Source organism: Mesorhizobium sp. B2-4-1 (genome assembly GCF_006442185.1).
In the GTDB taxonomy this organism is placed as follows: Bacteria; Pseudomonadota; Alphaproteobacteria; order Rhizobiales; family Rhizobiaceae; genus Mesorhizobium.
Map to the genome: position 1 here is coordinate 48,347 of NZ_VFVN01000006.1, position 16,358 is coordinate 64,704.

The following is a 16,358-nucleotide window of genomic DNA, read 5'->3' on the forward strand; positions in this document are numbered from 1 at the left end:
CTGCCGTCCTGTGCTGTCCAAGGTAAGTTCCTGGGCCCGAACCGTCAGCTTGCCGGAATGTTCCTTGGCACGTGGAAAAATTGCGCGCGGCAGGATGGATCAAAGCCGCGCATGCCGCGTTGGCGCACGGCGAGCTTGGAATCGGTGGATGATCGTCTACGGCGACCACAAACGAACAGAAGACGCGCGACAGCTTCGCGAGGCTGCAAGCGAAATGGCTGAAAGCCTCGATTGCAGGCCCTGCGGCATTCAACGCCACGCTGCGCTGGTAGGGTTGTTCGTCAAGGTCTCGGAACTGGTCCAGGCACTGGCCGATGTCGAGTTCGAGGCCCGCGGCGGGGACACCCCTTCGCCGAGGCAGCGGCAAGGTGCCAAGCTGCTGGTCGGCCTTGCGGCGGAAGTGGCGAGGTCCTGGCGAAGCGGCTTCACAGTGACTGGCGCCGTCGATCCCGTGCTGAGGCATATGCTGGCCGCGCTCGACTGCCGGGGCAAGGTTCTTACCGGCACGGCCGAGGGATACGCCCATTATGCGCTCTATCCTGAAAGCTACCTCGGCGCGGGGCGGGCATCAGGCCTCGACGCGAATACATGCGTCATCGGCATCCGCAGCATTGGCCTCGGGCTTGCCGCCTTGGTCGCCGCGGCGATCGACGCGCCGGCACCCATCAGCGTGCGCCCGATCGGCCATCCTTTCCGCAGGTATGTCAACGCCGACCCGGAATTGATCGGCGCCTGGAGGGGCAAGCCGTCGGCTTGCTTCGCTGTCGTCGACGAGGGCCCCGGCCTGTCGGGCAGTTCAATGCACTCCGTCGTCGCATGGCTGCGGCGGCTGGGCATCGATAGGGATCGCATTCACCTGTTCCCCAGCCATTCCGGCGGCCCGGGTGCCGAAGCCTCTAAGGAGGTTCATGAGACATGGTCGGGTTGCCGCAAACATGTGGCGCGGGCCTTCGAACGCACCTTCCCGGGCGGCGCGCAAATGCCGACGCTACGCGATTGGGTGGCGGAGGCTGCCGGCAGCCCGCAATTGGCCCTGACCGAAATATCCGCTGGAGAGTGGCGAAACCTCCACTACGCCGAGGAGAGGCTCTGGCCGCCGAGTCAACGCGGCATCGAGCGGCGAAAATTCCTGGCGTCCGCGGGACGCGATCGGTGGCTCGTCAAATTTGCCGGCCTCGGTCAAACCGGGCAGCGCAAGATGCAAACCGCGGAGATGCTGCACGAAGCCGGCTTCGGACCGCAGATCGTCGGGCTTTGTCACGGTTTTCTGGTTGAACGGTGGGTCGAGGGAAAGACAATGGATCAGGTAAACCTGTCCAGAGACAGGCTTGTCGCGGAGCTCGCACACTATCTCGCTTGGCGTGCGGCCAATCTCAGAACTCCGGAACTGGGTGCTGGATTGCCGGAACTCGCTGAGATGGCCGTCCACAATGGCGCCGAAGCCCTGGGTGAGCGGCGCGCGGCGGAGCTGCGGAACTGGTTCTCGAAGCGTGCCCCTGCGCAAGCGCTGCCACGGGTCGAGATCGACGGAAGGCTTCACCCGTGGGAGTTTCTCGTTTGTGCCGACGGGACGTTGATCAAGACGGATGCCGTCGATCACTGCCGGGGACATGATTTGATCGGCTGCCAGCCCATAGAGTGGGATATTGCCGGCGCTCGCGTCGAATATGGATTTTCCGACAGCGAGCTAGCGACGTTGGTCCACCGCATGGAAGCCGGGGAGCGGCTCAATATCGATACCGGCCTCATTGACTGTCTCGAACCTTGCTACCTGGCGTTTCAACTGGGACTCTGGGACGTTGCTGCCCGATCCGAGCATGGCCCGGAGAAGCCAAGGCTGGTAGCTGCGGCAACGCGGTACAAGAAAGGGCTGCTACGCTTCCTGGAGAGGTCCGGGCCGTGACGATCAGTCCAGTCTCCGCAGCATGTCCGCTTCGCGTTCGAGAATGGTGGCCACTTCCTCGCGCTGCAGATGCGTCATCATTAGGCTGACGCAGCACTCGAGATAGGTGATGGAGGCCCGTCGCAGAAAGGCAGCCGTCTCTCTTTCCGCAATCTGCTCGATATCCTTTGCGGATCGTTTGGGTTGCACAGGTCCGTTCTCCATAGCGGGATCTCATCGTCAAACCCCGAGCTTGCCAGGATGTTCCGCGCAATCCGCAAAAGTGCGGCAGGAGGCATGACCGTGCTTGAGCGGTCATACCGGAACACGTGGCTGCGGCGGCCTGGCCTCAGGCCGGAAGGTTCTGCAACCTGCCCGATCTTGCGTTTGTCGCAATAGCTGTCATCCGGCCGTCGATCCCGCTGGTTTCGAGATTGGAGAAGTATCCGATCGTCTGCATCAGCCCTTGCCTGAGCGGCACTTTCGGCGTCCAGCCGAGCAGCGCCTTCGCACGCGAGATGTCGGGCTGCCTCCGGCGGGGATCGTCTTGCGGCAAGGGCAGGAATTTCAGATCCGATTTGGTTCCGGTCATGTCTCTCACCATGGATGCCAGTCGCATGATGGTGAATTCTCCGGGATTGCCCAGGTTGACAGGTTTTCCGGGATTGGGGTCGAGATCCATCAGGCGCATCATACCTTCGATCAGATCGGAGACGTAGCAGAAGGACCTTGTCTGCAACCCATCACCGAATATCGTCATCGAGCGCTTCTCAAGCGCCTGCATGATCAGGTTCGAGACGATGCGGCCGTCGGCGGGGTCCATCCTGGGACCGTAGGTATTGAAGATGCGAGCCACGCGAATATCGGCTTTTGCTGCTCTCAGATAATCGAAGCAAAGCGTTTCGGCGGTGCGCTTGCCTTCGTCGTAGCAGGCGCGCGGGCCGGTGAAGTTCACATGGCCAACATAGTCTTCCCGTTGCGGATGTTGTTCCGGGTCGCCATAAACTTCACTTGTCGACGCCTGCAGGAATCGCGCATTGTTGCGGGCGGCGAGTTCGAGCAGGTTGAGCGTTCCGATGACGCAGGTGCGTGTCGTGTGTATCGGATCGGCCTGGTAGCGCGGCGGCGAAGCAGCGCATGCCAGGTTGAAAACGCGATCGACCGGCTCGCCGAGGTTCAGCGGCCGGCAGATATCCTGCTCGATCAGCCGGAAGCGCGGCTGGTCCATGATCGAGACGATGTTGTCCATGCGGCCGGTAAGGAAATTGTCGACGCAGATCACACGCCAGCCGTTGCGGAACAACGTTTCGCAAAGATGCGAGCCGAGGAAACCCGCGCCGCCGGCGACAAGCACTGTCTTCGCCCTTCGCGCTTTTCTTGTTTGCCGCATCGCTGTTTTCTCCTGTCTTTCAGTCATGCTGCGGTTCCGATATCGAGATCGATCATCGCCGCTCTCGGTCGTGTCAGCAGCGACACGAATTCGCGGGCCCTGGCCGCACCGGTATGTGCTGCCAGGACGAGTTCGCGCGCCCGGCCGGCCATGGCGAGCCGGGCGCGCTCGGATTCCCTGAGCAGGATATCGACGATGTCATCCGCCTTGTCGGCCGTGCGGATCGCCGAAGCAGGAAAGAAGCTGTCGAGACCCGGCCAGCGATCGCTGATAATCGGCGTGCCGCAAGCGGCAGCCTCGAAAAGCCGTACGCTGGGCGACCATCCGGCGGCGATCATCGATCTGCGCGTGACGTTCAGCGTGTAGCGCTGGCGGCTATAGAATGCGGCATGGTCGGCCGGCGGCAAATGTTCGATTCGTTCGACATTCTCAGGCCAGACGATGTCGGACGGATATTGCGAGCCGGCGACGACGAAACGGCGCTCCGGCATGCGCCGTGCGGGCTCGAGCAACAGCGCGTTGAGCGTTGCCTGCCGGTCGGTGCTGTAGGTGCCGAGATAACCGAGGTCCCAGCCGACTGGGTCGGCGGTTCGGTGATGCCGTTGCGGATCGACCGAACAGTAGAGCGGTTCGGCACGGCGCGCACCGAAATCCTGCGCCAGTCGGCCAAGCGTCGGCCCGCCGGTGAAGGAGAAATAGACATCGAAATACGGAATCTGCCGCCGACTAAGATAGTCGCATTCATCCGTCGAAAGCTTTGCCAGGGTCACCGGCGTGTCGATGTCATAAAAGCAGAGCGCCCCTTTGCAGAGCGCCACGGCAATGTCGATGACCGCGCGCCCCTCCGGAACGAAGGACCCGACGACCACGACATCGGCCTGTTGCAAGCATCGTGCCCAGTCCTGTTGCAACTCCTGCGTCGTTTCGTAGTAGCGCAGAGTGCAGAAATCGGGATCGCGCAAGTCGCGGTGATTGGCATACCACGGCACGTTGCGCTCCAGGAAGGTCACGCGGTGACCGAGTTCATGCAGGCCTTTCAGCAGGCCTCGAAATGTCGTGGCGTGGCCGTTTCCCCAGGACGAGGAGAGGGACAGGCCGAGAAAGACGATGTTGAGCCGCTTGGTCATTACGCCGCCTCCACGGTCCCGCGCTCGAAGTGCCGCCTCAAGACCGTATCGGTCACGGCCGCTCTCATGGCGTAGGTATGTTCACCGCGGACGCGGCGCAGCGCGGACGCGCCGATCGCCTTTGCCCGATTGGGGGTCAAGGTGCGCATGATTTCGGCGACATCGCCGCCGTCGCGTGCGACCAGGATCTCCTCGCCGGGTTTCAGGAACAGTTCGACGCCCAGCCACGCATCCGTGATGAGGCAGGCACCGGCGCCCGCCGCCTCGAAAACGCGGGTGGCGGGCGAAAAGCCGTTTGCGGCCATGCTGTCGCGGCTGATGTTCAACACGGCCTTCGGGGTGACGTTGAAGGCGTTGTGGTCACGGGTGCCGACGTGGCCGAGCCAACCGACATTGGCGGGAAGCGGCTTGTCGCCCCAGCCCGATCCGCCAAGCAGGAAACGCTGCTCCTGCAAACGGCTGGCCGGATCGAGAAAAAACGCCTCGACGCGCGCCTCACGGTCCGGCAGCCGGTTTCCGAGGAAAGCGAGGTCGCAAGCAAAACGCGCCTGACTGGCGACTGGATAATGCGTTTCAGGATCGAGCGCATTGTAGATCGGCACGCATTCCTTCGCTCCCATGGCGCGATAGGCCCAGACCACGGGGTCGCCGCCGCCATAGGTCAACACAAGATCGATTTGCCGCAGCGCGGCATGCAGCGGATGGTCCGGTTCATCGCGCAATTGGCCGAGCGTCGCTGGAGCATCCACGTCCCAGAACACGACGAGCGCGTCAGGACGCGCGTGATCGAGCACGGCGCGCAGCAGCGCCTCATCCTCGAAACCGACGCCGCTCGCCTTGACGACGATATCCGCCTCGGCGGCGCACGCCGCCACCTGCATCAGCGCGTGCTGGGTCGCCTCGTACACGACGACGGCGCACCAATCCGGCGCCTCGATGTCGCGGTTGTTCCGGCGGTCATAGACGTCAGGTTCATAGAAGGTGATTTCGTAGCCGAGTTGGGAAAGCGCCTTGAGCAACCCACGGTAATAGGTAGCGGCGCCGTTCCAGTAGGACGACAACAGGCTCGATCCATAAAAAGCGATCTTCATTCAGCAGCTTCCTTTGCGGCGGTCGGATTGGTGATGTGTTGAGGTCCGCATTCGGCGAGCACGCCGAACAACTCGTCCACGCGGTGCCGGCATGTGTGCCGCAGGCGGATGGTCTCGAGACCAGACGCCGCCAGGGAGGCAGCGAAATCCGCGTCGCCGAGTACGGCCCGGAGGTGTCGCCGCATCTGGGAGCCATTGTCCGCGAACAGGAAATCGACGCCTGGCCTGAACAGTTGCTCGGTGTCGGACCACGGGGCCGAAATCAGCGGAATGCCGCAGGCGAGCGCCTCGAACACGCGGATGGTCGGAATGCCGGGCAGGCCTTCCCGATAGGGGCGGCGCGGAACATGCACCGTGACACGATGCGCTGCGAACGCCTTCGGCACGTCGGCATTGGCGATCCAGCCTTCATGGCGCAGGCCGGCGGCTGCGAGATCGGCGAGCGCCTGCCTGGGGTAGCGCACGCCATGGACGGTGGCATCGAGGCCGAGTTCGTGCACCGGCTCGATCAGAAATTCCTTGAGCTCCGCGGTACGCTCGTCGTCGCCCCAGTTTCCAATCCAGATCAGATCGGAGGTCGGGCGGATCTCAGGATGCGGTCTGAACAGGCGGTCGTCAGCCGCCTCGTGCCAGGTGAAGACGCGTTTGCCCCACCCGGCGCGCAGGTAGCTCTCGCGCAGGGCTTCGCCAAAGGCGAGGACGCCGTCGTAATGCTCCAGCCGGAGCGCCGAGATCGCCTCGGTCGCCGACACGGCGCGGTGGTGGGTGTCGTGAAACAGGAGGATAAAGTTGCCGCCGTTGGCCCTGGCGCGACCAAGGCGCGCGACGAGGTCCGGCTCGGTCCATTCATGGACGACCACCACGTCCGCATCGGCGATCCAGGCCTCGTGGTCGAAGCCGGCATCGTAGGTCACCGGCATCAGCTCGGGGAAATCGTTCCTGAAGCGCTCGATGGCGAAGGAGCCCTTCTCGGCCAGCAGATTCGAGCGGCTCCAGCCGTCCGCCGGCTCCAGCGCGATCGCCTGATGCTGGCGTGCGACCAGCTCCCGCATGACGCCGCGCACGAAATGTGCGTTGCCGTGGTTCCAGTCGGAAACGACCGAATGGGTATAGAACAGAAAGCGCATGATCAGCGCTCCGCCATCGCTAGGGCCGCTTTGTCGTAGACGTCGCGCATGGCCGCTGCCTGCCTCGCCAACGAAAACCTGCGGCTCCGGCGCAGGGCTGCCCGTCCGAGCTCCCGCCTGTGCTGCGCATCCGCGGAGAGACGGTTGATGCAGGCGGCGAGATCATGCGGATCGCGCGCGTCGTAGAATAACGCGGCCCCGTCCCATAACTCGCGGTAGGTGGCGATGTCGGATAGAACCAGCGGCGTCGCCGACATGGCCGCTTCCAGCGTCGCCAGGCCGAACGGCTCGTAGAGCGATGGCGACACGAAGATTCCGGCGCGCGCCATCAGGGAGCGCATCTCATCATGCGGTAGCGCTCCGAGAGCGACGGCATGGCTGAAGCCGGCGCGCTGGCCGTCCGGACCTTGCGTGGAACCGGCTGCAAAGACGGGCCATTGCGTTATCGACGCGGCCTGGTCGATCACCATCGCGTTCTTGGCTTCGTCCCACCAGCGGGCGGCGGCGAAGACGAGCGGTTGACGCTTTTCGGCTTTCGCTACCGGGCGGGCGCCGTTGGCGACGACATTAAGACGCGCGATTTGTCCATAGCAGGTTTCGAGCATGCCGGCGTGGCTGTGGCTCGGCGCGATGACGGCGTCGGCCGTGTCGAAGCCGCGCCTGTTGCGCTGCTTCTGCCAATCCCATGCGCTGTCCACCGCCTGTCCCTTGACGGCATGGAACCATGTGACCACGCAGGAATGCGAGACCACCACGATAGGGCAGGGCGCATCGAGCCCCACTGCCTGCGTCGGGGCATTGAGATGAACAAGGTCGATGGCGTGGTCACGAATGGGCGCATGCAACTCCCCCGGCAACGCATCGAGGTCGCTGGCATTGCGGGTCATCCAATCCGGCGGCGTGTTCAGCCAGGTCAGTGTCGCCAAGGACTGTGCTTCTTCGGCCTGTTGCGTGGATGGTTCCGGACCGAGACCGGCGAGCAAAACGCTGTCCCCGCCGTCCACGAATTCCCGCGCCAGATCAAGCGCGTACCGCCACACGCCGCCCACGGCATCGACCGTCATCAGGATGCGCCGCGAACGCGGGGTCAGTGTCCGCAACATGTCGCCTCCAGTTCCGCCAGCGGACGCGGGCGCTTCTCCTGGATGTCGCTGAATTTTTGGAACGAGGCGAGATAGTGTTCATGCGCGCGCTCCCACGCGATGTCATCGGGCTCGCCCCAAAGCTCGCGATAGCTGGGCGAACTCGGGTAGGGATAGAGCGGTACCGGCTCATTGGCCCATACGCCGTTGTCGATCAGGTGGTTTCGCCAGTAGTCGACCAGGGCAGGGTCATCTTCGACCACGCCGATCAGATTGGCCTGGACGAACGGAACATGGCGTCTTGCATCGACGAGCAGCGCGGCGAGTTCCTCCGTGCCCAGGCGGCAGCGCTTGGCCAGCATGGCCCGGCCCTCCACTGTCAGGCTTTCGAGGCCCGCTTCGATTGACACGCAACCGGCCGCGCCAAGCAATTCCAGCAGTTCGGGCTTCCACAGGTCGATGCGGGTCTGTACGCCGAATTTCACGTCACGGTCGACCAGTGCCTCTAGCAAGGCTTTCTGCGGCAGGAAAATCTCGTCGATGAAGTAGATATAGCCGACACCTTGGGCGATCAGCCGGTCTATTTCCGTCACGACCGCCTCGTGATTTCGGCGGCGATAGGCATCGCGGAAATCCATCTTGGCGCAGAAGCTGCAATTGTAAGGGCAGCCGCGCGACGCCTCGACTTCCGCGCCGAACCCCACCTGGTGGTCGTCGAACCTGTGATGGTGGTGCGCGTGCGCGGCGATCCAGTCCGATGGCCATTCGAGCGGCGGATGGTCGATGAACGAACTGGCGTGAACGCCGCCGTTCGAGATCAGCCTTGCTTCGCTAAAGTAGGCGGTTGACGACACCGCACTCCAATCATCGCGCCGTGCAAGGTCGGCCACGACCTCCTCGCATTCGCCGCGCACGATGATGTCGACGCCGAGCTTGCGCAGCGTTGGCGCCGGTGTCGCCGAGCCATGCGGCCCGACCGCGACGGTGCGCCCGCCCCGCCCGGCAAGGCGGTTGAGAAAATCGGCCGGCACGCGCAATTCCGGCGGCGCGCAGCGCCAGAACAGATAGGTCGGCGCTGTGGTGACGACCGTCATTGCCGGCGCGAACTCGGCCACCCGTTCGGAAAGGCTGGAATTGTCAAGCTTCTGAAGCTGTCCGTCCAGCATCAGCACCTCATGGCCAGCCCGTTCGAGCAAGGCTTTCGAGTAGCCGAGTTCCAGGGGTAGATGCGGTTGGCGGCAGCCGAAATAGATGCTGTCGTCGTAGGTCCAGAATGGGTTGACCAACGCGATTTTCATGCGACGTACCTCTCGGCTTCGGCGTGGGGTTCGAGCCGGTGACGCTGCAACCATTCGGCGAGGTCGCGGATGCCTTCTCGCCACGAAACATGCGCCGTCCAGCCAAGCGTGGTTTGCATCTTTCTCGTATCGGCGACGAAGAAGGGCTGGTCGCCCGTCCGCTCTGCCTCATAGCGGATCGACAGTGCTCGATCCGTCAGGCTGCCGATCTCGCTCAACAGCATGCGCAGGCTGAGCGCATTTTTCGGTCCGCCGCCGAGATTGAACGCCTGGCCCGTGATCGTCTCGATCCGGTCGAGCACGGCCCTGTAGGCTGCAACTGCATCGGAGACGTGCAGGATGTCGCGCACCTGCCTGCCGTCGCCGTAAATGGTTATCGGCCGCCCCGAAAGCGCGCAAAGGAGGAAGTGCGCAACCCAGCCCTGGTCCTCCGTTCCGAACTGGCGCGGGCCGTAGATGCAGCTCATCCGCAGGACCGCCGTCGGCAAGCCATAGGACTTGGCGTAGTCGAGCACGTACTGGTCGGCCGCGCCTTTGGAGCAGCCATAGGGTGTGCAAAAGTCCAGGCTGCGGCCCTCGCCGATGCCCTCGGTGCGGATCGCAGGGTCGCAGGGCACATAGCGCTCGCCCTCCGGGCGAACCGCAATGTCGGGGAGGCTGCCGTACACCTTGTTGGTGCTGGCGAAGATCACCGGGATTCGTTCGCCGCTCTGTCGCGCCGCCTCCAGGACGTTGAAAGTTCCTCTAAGGTTAATGTCGAAATCCTCGCCCGGCCGAACCAGGCTGGTGGTAACGGCGGTCTGCGCGGCCAGGTGGAATATGGCTTTCGACCCCGTGAGGGCCGAAGCCAAGGCGTTGGCGTCGCGCACATCGACGGTTTCCACGGTGAGGCGGCTTCCATGCTTGTGCGACAACCATTCAAGGTTCTGTTCGACACCAGCGCGACTGAGATTGTCGATCACCAGCACCGGCTCGCCGTCCGACAACAGGCTGTCGGCAAGATTGGACCCGATGAAGCCGCTGCCGCCGACGATGGCGACAGGTGCTTCGCGACGGTTGCGCCTACCCGGCTTCATGACACCAGCCCGCGTTCTTCGAGTTCGCGTTTCATGTCGGCGCCGCGATCGATGGCAATCGTGTTGCGCACCCAGGAAACGAAGTCGCCGAGGGAATTCTCCAACTGCCGCCCTGGTTCGAAACCCAGCAGTTCGCGCGCCTTGGAAATGTCGGCGAAGCAGTTGCGAATGTCACCGGAACGCGCTTTGCCGAGCAGCTCGGGCGAGCGGTCCGGCGTTCCCATGGCCTCGGCCAGCAGCCGCGCGACATCGCGGATCGCATAAGCCCGGCCGCTTCCGATGTTGATGACGTGGCCTTTTGCCTGGCGTTGCTCCAGTGCCAGGCGAAAGGCGCGGGCGACGTCACGTACATGAACGAAATCGCGCTTCTGCTGGCCATCTTCGAAGATCATCGGCCGCTTGCCGTTGGCCAGACGCGAGGCGAAGTTGGCCAGCACGCCGGTATAGGGGTTTGAAAGCGCCTGTCCGGCGCCGAAAACGTTGAACAGGCGCAGCGCCACCGCATCGACGCCATAGGCTTCGCCGAAGATCAGCACGGCGCGTTCCTGGGCATATTTCGTCAATGCATAGATGGAGGCGAGATCGATCGGCTTTTCTTCGTCTGTCGGCAACGGCGAGAGAGGTTCACCGTCCGCCGACAAGGGATCCCACTGTCCGCCTTTGAGGTCGTTGGCCTTGCGCCGGGCGTTGCCGACGCGCCGGCCGTCGGGCGTGGCATACAGACCTTCGCCGTAGACGCTCATCGAAGACGCGACGACGATCCGCTCGACCGGGTGCTTGATCAACACCTCGAGCAGTGTTGCAGTGCCGAGATCGTTGGCGCCGACATAGCGGGCGATCTCGTACATGGATTGGCCGACGCCGACTTCCGCAGCCAGGTGAACCACCCCGTCGACGCCCTTCAGCGCCTTGGTGACGGCTTCGCGATCGCGCACGTCGCCCTTGATCAGTTCGGCTCCAGCGGGAAGGTTGACCGCTTCGCCGGCATGCACCTGATCCAGCAATGCATCTAGGATGCAAACCGAATAACCGTGATCGGCGAATTCTTGTGCGACGTGGCGACCAATGAAACCACAGCCCCCTGTGACCAGTATACGTTTCACGACAACTCCTCGGACTGGTGACCTCGGCGCCCCCAACTTCTCGGCAAAAGCTTTGTTCCCTGCGCATCAACAAAGTTCTCCTGGCGGTTTCATTCGACAGCAGGCGCATCGCACCACGCGACGGGTGCTGGAACATTGCCTGCCGTGTGCTGTTAGGACGCTCAACAGTTGCCGCGGTGCGTGCGCGGCGAGAGAGCTGGCTGAAAGGAGATTTCAATGTCGCAATCGCAGACGACCACCAATCACGAGGAGATTCGCAAATGGGCCGAGGAGCGGAACGGCCGGCCGGCAGTGGTGCGAACCAAGGGCGAGGGCGGCATCCTGCGGATCGATTTCGGCGAGCCCGAGGAGGCATTCGAACCAGTCGAATGGGATGAGTTCTTTCGGATATTCGATGAGAACCGTCTGGCTTTTCTTTACCAGGCCAACACCGGCGGCGGGCAAACCAGCCGTTTCAACAAGTTCGTCGAGCGTGACCAAAAGGGCTGACCGAGGGCCGGCTGGCGATCAATCGGAAACCTGGTTCGGCTCAGTTCAGAAGCCTTGCGCCGCCGGACTTTGCCAAATCGCGCATGATGGCGTTAAGCCAGTCTTCGGTGGACTGGCCGATCCGCCTTTGGTCGATGTCACGGATCGCTCGCTCGAGCGTCCTTTCGACAAGCCGGTCGGAGGCTTCCACATCCCCCAGCAACAGACGTGCCGCAAGCCTGAGCTTGGGCAGGAGCGAAAACACGTCATCCGGCGAACTTGGCACAAAGCCGCTCGCCTCAGCCGGGCCTTGCGGCGGGAAAAGGGCGTTGAATACAGCCCCGCTGCCCGAGGATTTTCGCAGGTTGCTGGCATGCCGGAGATGTTCGGGAATGGCGATATCGCTGTCACCGCTGAAAAACACGAACGGGACGCCGCGGCGCATCAGTTCGTCCGCGATCGGAAAGACACGTCGCCCGTTGAGGTTGACGTCGAGGATGGCAGCCTCGGCCGATTCAGTGTGCAATGATGCTTGTTCGACCGTCGCTGCCGGTCCCAGGATGATCGCACCCATATTGCTGAAATAGCGGGCGAGATCTCCGGCTACCATCCATTCGTCTTCGACGATCAGAAGATGCACCCCTTGCAGATCGCGCACCCGGTCATCCTTTCTCGAGCAGTATCTGGTGGAAACAGTGTCCCTCGCCGAGCCTGCTGGCGTTTCGGCACGAGCCCGGCAATTCCACGCCGCTGACTCCATGTGCGTCGGGAGCTTTGTTTCAGATGGACGTTTGGTCATTGAACACGTGAACTCCAAATTCAACGCCATCCGTCGCGACTTGTTCCGTATCTCCGCCGCGCCTATGCTTACCTGCTGTCCAGCCTGCTTCATAAGTGATTTCGCACACAGGTGCCGAAAGGGGAACTTCCAGTGACAGCCCAGGCGAAAAGATTTCCCATCGTGGGCGTCGGCGCGTCCGCCGGCGGGATTCCGGCGATGGAAGGGCTGTTCAAGGGGATGACCGATCAGCCCGGCATGGCGTTCGTCGTCATTACTCATCTCAGCCCTAAGCGAGAGAGCCTGTTGCACGAGGTCGTCGGCCGCTACACCGAAATGGCGGTCGAAATCGCGGCGGACGGCATGGTCGTTCAACCGAACCACGTCTATGTCATGCCGCAGAACGTGACCATGACCATCGACAAGGGAATGCTGCGCCTGCGCCGGCCCAATGGGTTCAGCCAGGAGCGCAAACCCATAGACATCTTCTTCAGCGCACTGGCCGAAGACCAGGGCGAACATGCCGTCGGCGTCATCCTGTCGGGCGGAGATTCCGATGGAACCTTGGGCGCCAAGGCGATCAAGGAGCATGGCGGGCTCACCGTTGCGCAGATCTCCGACGGCTACGGCCCGCGCAACCCCGATATGCCGCAGAGCGCCATCACCAGCGGACTTATCGATATAGCCGCGCCCGCCGAGGAGATCGGCACGAAACTGGAAGCCTTCACGCGCGGCTTCGACGCGTTGAATGGGTTGGCGGAGGAGGATAGCGTCCGCACGGCGGGTATGGAAAAGGTCCTGTCTCAGATCTACGGCATCCTGCGCAGCCACTCAGGCCATGATTTCTCGGGCTACAAGACCAAGACGTTCCTGCGACGCATCAAGCGGCGCATGCAGATCGCGCAGATGCAATCCATTGGCGCATACGTGGAATGGCTGCAGAAGGACCCTCGCGAGGTGATGAACCTTTTTCGCGACCTGCTGATCAACGTCACCAACTTCTTTCGCGATCCCGAGGCCTTCGAGCTGCTCGAGCGAAAGATCGTACCGCAACTCTTCGAAGGCAAGACCGCCAACGACATCATCAGGGTGTGGATTCCCGGCTGCGCCACAGGCGAAGAGGTGTTCTCCATCGGCATCCTGCTACGCGAACATGTGGAAAAGCTCCCGGTCGTTCCGCGAATCCAGATATTCGCGACCGATATCGACGAACCGGCGCTGGCGGTGGCGCGGGCAGGGCGCTATCCCGAAGCCTTGCTGCAGGGACTTTCCCCCGAACGCCGCCAACGGTTTTTCAATGGCGACGGCGACACCTATGTCATCAGCAACGAGATACGGGAGCTGTGCATCTTCTCGCCGCACAGCGTCGTTCGCGACCCGCCTTTCTCACGCATGGACCTGGTCTCGTGCCGCAACCTGCTGATCTATTTCGGCCCAGCCATTCAGAGCCGGGTCATTCCTATTTTTCATTACGCCCTGAAGCCTGGCGGTTACCTTTTCCTCGGCACCTCGGAGAGCGTCGGACAGAACGACGATCTGTTCGCCACCGTCGACAAGAAACATCGCATCTTCCAGGCGCGGGAGCATGCCTCGCCGCATGTCAGGCTGCCGGCCCTCATCGGCGATGGCCGTTCAGGCGCATTCCCGTCCGAGAGCACTGGCTTGAGGAAGGGAGCCGCCGGTTATCCCCTACGCCAGGCGGTCGAGGCGCAGGTGCTGGAGCGCTTCGCCCCCCCGCATGTGCTGGTCAACGCCGAGGGCGATGTCGTCTACTACTCAGCTCGCACCGGCAAATATCTCGAAGCGCCGCAAGGCATTCCCAGCCGGCAACTGTTGACAATGGCGCGCCGTGGGCTGCGACTCGACCTGCGCGCCGCGCTGCGGGAAGCGACGTCGACGCGCCGGACCGTCATACGGGAAAATCTCACGGTCGAGGAGGATGATGAGCGGATCCAGCCGATCAAGCTCACCATTGAGCCGCTGGCGGAACGCGACAATGGCGAGCCGCTCTATCTCGTCCTGTTCGAACCGTCGGGACCTACGCAGATCCGCACAGACCAAGGCGGCAGCCATGACACCGACAGCACCGCCGATCTGGAGCGAGAACTGCGCGATGCGAGGGAGCGCCTGCAATCGACGATCGAGGAATATGAGACCGCACTGGAAGAGGTGAAATCGTCCAACGAGGAACTCGTCTCTGTCAACGAGGAGGCCCAGTCGACCAATGAGGAACTTGAGGCCTCGAAGGAGGAAATGCAGTCGCTCAATGAGGAACTGAACACTATCAATGCCGAGTTGACGAACAAGATCGAGGAACTCGATCACGCCAACAGCGATCTGCGCAACCTGTTCGAAAGCACGGAGATCGCGACCATTTTCCTCGATCGCAATCTAGTGGTGCGGACCTTCACGCCCGCGGCTTCGTCGTTCTTCAGTCTGCGACCCTCCGACGTCGGCCGGCCGCTGACGGACCTGTCGAGCCAGTTGGAGTATCCCGAGTTGAAGCAGCATATCGCCGAGGTGTTCGAGACAGGCGAGACCCTGAACCACCACCTTGCGCGCGACAGCGCCGGGCGGTTTCACATGGTCCATATCAATCCCTATCGGGACAAGAGCAACCGCGTTCAGGGTGTGGTCGTGACACTGGTCGACGTCACCACTCTGGCTCAGGCGGAAGAACATCAGCAGGTTCTCATCTCTGAGCTCAACCACCGGGTCAAGAACATGTTGGCGGTGATCGTCAGCATTGCGAGCCGCACGCGGGAGAAATCCGTGTCGAAGGATGAATTCGCGGAAGCCTTGATCGGACGCTTGCATGCGATGTCGCGGGCCTATGGATTATTGAGCCGGAAAAGCTGGAAGGAAGCTTCGGTCAGCGAACTGCTTCACCAGGAGCTCGAGCCGTTTGGCATTGAACGGTTCGAACTGAACGGCCAGGAGATAGAACTTGGACCGCAACAGGGCCTTTCCCTTAGCATGGCCGTCCACGAACTGGCCACCAACGCGGCCAAATATGGCGCTCTTTCCAAACCTCGTGGCAAGGTGGTGGTGATGTGGTCGATCGCTGACGACATGTTTACGCTTACCTGGCGCGAGAAGGACGGTCCCCCTGTCAATGAACCCGTCGGCAGCGGCTTTGGCCTCACGCTGCTGCAGGGAGAGATCGGCTACAGGCTTGGCGGCCATGTCGAAACCGTTTTTCGCAAGGAAGGCCTCAACGTTCAGATCGCATTTCCCGTTAACCGGAAGGAGGGGTCGTGAACGGCGGACCGCGCGTCCTGGTTGTCGAGGATGAATGGCTAATCGCGGAAGACACCGCGTTAGTCCTGCGTAGCGCCGGTTACCAGGTGGTCGGTCCCGCGCCTTCGGTAGCCGCGGCGCTTCGTCTCGTCGGCTCGGACAAGATCGACATGGCGTTGCTGGACATTCAGTTGAACGGTGAAACGAGCCTGCCCCTCGCGGAGACATTGCAGGCGCAGGGTGTTCCCTTCGCCCTCATGACGGGATTTGGCGCGCGCGACCTACCGGCATCCTTTCGCGACTGCAAATTCGTGCCCAAGCCGGCGACTGAAGCAGCTATCCTGGCTGCGTTGGCCGACCTGGGGTCGCTGCGCGACGTTTCGCGTTGACGGGCACTCGAAGGGCGCCATAGGATCAGTCCAAGGGCTTGTCCGTCGGTCGCGGAGTCGTGCTGGGCTGACGGGGACGACCGGCATTTCGATTGGCTGTGGGATTGTCCAGGGGAGGGGCTGAAGGGTGAGATCCTCCGGCAGTCTTCGGCGTCGGCGATTTCGCCCCTGCGTCCGTATCACCGGCGTCTCGCCTCGGGTGTGGCAAACCATCGGTGTTCGGAGACCGAATAACGGGTTTCGAGCGAGAATTCTCGTTGGCCATGGCGGCACCCTTCTTCCGAACCGAACTCAGCGGGTCAATCGC

General features: G+C 62.5%; 14 protein-coding genes. 4 read left to right on the top strand and 10 right to left on the bottom strand.

From position 1 onward, the window contains the following. The first annotated feature begins 10 nt into the window (after nt 1–10). Complete coding sequence (locus FJ949_RS16675) at nt 11–1,903, top strand: hypothetical protein (protein WP_224647136.1); 1,893 nt, start codon at nt 11–13, stop codon at nt 1,901–1,903. A 3-nt stretch (nt 1,904–1,906) separates the two neighbouring features. On the opposite strand, the gene FJ949_RS16680 is transcribed toward FJ949_RS16675, so the two are convergent. From FJ949_RS16680 to FJ949_RS16720, 9 genes are all read right to left on the bottom strand, one after another. Then, nucleotides 1,907–2,092: a hypothetical protein gene (locus FJ949_RS16680; protein WP_140497402.1), complete on the bottom strand. Its 186-nt coding sequence runs from the start codon at nt 2,090–2,092 to the stop codon at nt 1,907–1,909. Nucleotides 2,093–2,231: 139 nt separating this feature from the next. Continuing rightward, on the bottom strand, nt 2,232–3,272 hold the full coding sequence (locus FJ949_RS16685) for a UDP-glucuronic acid decarboxylase family protein (RefSeq protein ID WP_140497404.1): 1,041 nt from the start codon (nt 3,270–3,272) through the stop codon (nt 2,232–2,234). Nucleotides 3,273–3,295: 23 nt separating this feature from the next. After that, nucleotides 3,296–4,399: a glycosyltransferase gene (locus FJ949_RS16690; RefSeq protein ID WP_140497406.1), complete on the bottom strand. Its 1,104-nt coding sequence runs from the start codon at nt 4,397–4,399 to the stop codon at nt 3,296–3,298. Beyond that, nucleotides 4,399–5,490: a glycosyltransferase gene (locus tag FJ949_RS16695; protein WP_140497408.1), complete on the bottom strand. Its 1,092-nt coding sequence runs from the start codon at nt 5,488–5,490 to the stop codon at nt 4,399–4,401. The genes FJ949_RS16690 and FJ949_RS16695 overlap by 1 nt, the downstream gene beginning before the upstream one ends. Further along, nucleotides 5,487–6,617 carry a glycosyltransferase gene (locus FJ949_RS16700; protein WP_140497410.1) on the bottom strand — a complete coding sequence of 377 codons (1,131 nt, stop codon included), beginning with the start codon at nt 6,615–6,617 and terminating at the stop codon, nt 5,487–5,489. Before FJ949_RS16700 ends, FJ949_RS16695 begins: the two co-directional genes overlap by 4 nt. 2 nt (nt 6,618–6,619) lie before the next feature. After that, complete coding sequence (locus FJ949_RS16705; RefSeq protein WP_140497412.1) at nt 6,620–7,720, bottom strand: glycosyltransferase family 4 protein; 1,101 nt, start codon at nt 7,718–7,720, stop codon at nt 6,620–6,622. Further along, entirely contained in the window at nt 7,705–8,997 is a 1,293-nt protein-coding gene (locus FJ949_RS16710; RefSeq protein ID WP_140497414.1) for a TIGR04295 family B12-binding domain-containing radical SAM protein, read from the bottom strand. Before FJ949_RS16710 ends, FJ949_RS16705 begins: the two co-directional genes overlap by 16 nt. Next, nucleotides 8,994–10,073: an NAD-dependent epimerase/dehydratase family protein gene (locus tag FJ949_RS16715; protein ID WP_140497416.1), complete on the bottom strand. Its 1,080-nt coding sequence runs from the start codon at nt 10,071–10,073 to the stop codon at nt 8,994–8,996. The genes FJ949_RS16710 and FJ949_RS16715 overlap by 4 nt, the downstream gene beginning before the upstream one ends. Next, nucleotides 10,070–11,176 (bottom strand): SDR family NAD(P)-dependent oxidoreductase, encoded by a 1,107-nt coding sequence (locus tag FJ949_RS16720; protein ID WP_140497418.1) that lies wholly within the window; start codon nt 11,174–11,176, stop codon nt 10,070–10,072. Before FJ949_RS16720 ends, FJ949_RS16715 begins: the two co-directional genes overlap by 4 nt. A gap of 216 nt (nt 11,177–11,392) precedes the next feature. Here FJ949_RS16720 and FJ949_RS16725 point away from each other — a divergent pair, with 216 nt between their 5' ends. Next, nucleotides 11,393–11,665 carry a hypothetical protein gene (locus tag FJ949_RS16725; RefSeq protein WP_140497420.1) on the top strand — a complete coding sequence of 91 codons (273 nt, stop codon included), beginning with the start codon at nt 11,393–11,395 and terminating at the stop codon, nt 11,663–11,665. Nucleotides 11,666–11,705: 40 nt separating this feature from the next. Here the strand turns inward: FJ949_RS16725 and FJ949_RS16730 are convergent, their stop codons facing one another. Beyond that, nucleotides 11,706–12,302, bottom strand: a complete 597-nt coding sequence (locus FJ949_RS16730) for a response regulator (protein ID WP_140497422.1) — start codon at nt 12,300–12,302, stop codon at nt 11,706–11,708. A gap of 273 nt (nt 12,303–12,575) precedes the next feature. Here FJ949_RS16730 and FJ949_RS16735 point away from each other — a divergent pair, with 273 nt between their 5' ends. Beyond that, entirely contained in the window at nt 12,576–15,683 is a 3,108-nt protein-coding gene (locus FJ949_RS16735; protein WP_140497424.1) for a CheR family methyltransferase, read from the top strand. Beyond that, entirely contained in the window at nt 15,680–16,051 is a 372-nt protein-coding gene (locus FJ949_RS16740) for a response regulator (protein WP_140497426.1), read from the top strand. The genes FJ949_RS16735 and FJ949_RS16740 overlap by 4 nt, the downstream gene beginning before the upstream one ends. Nucleotides 16,052–16,358: the final 307 nt, after the last annotated feature.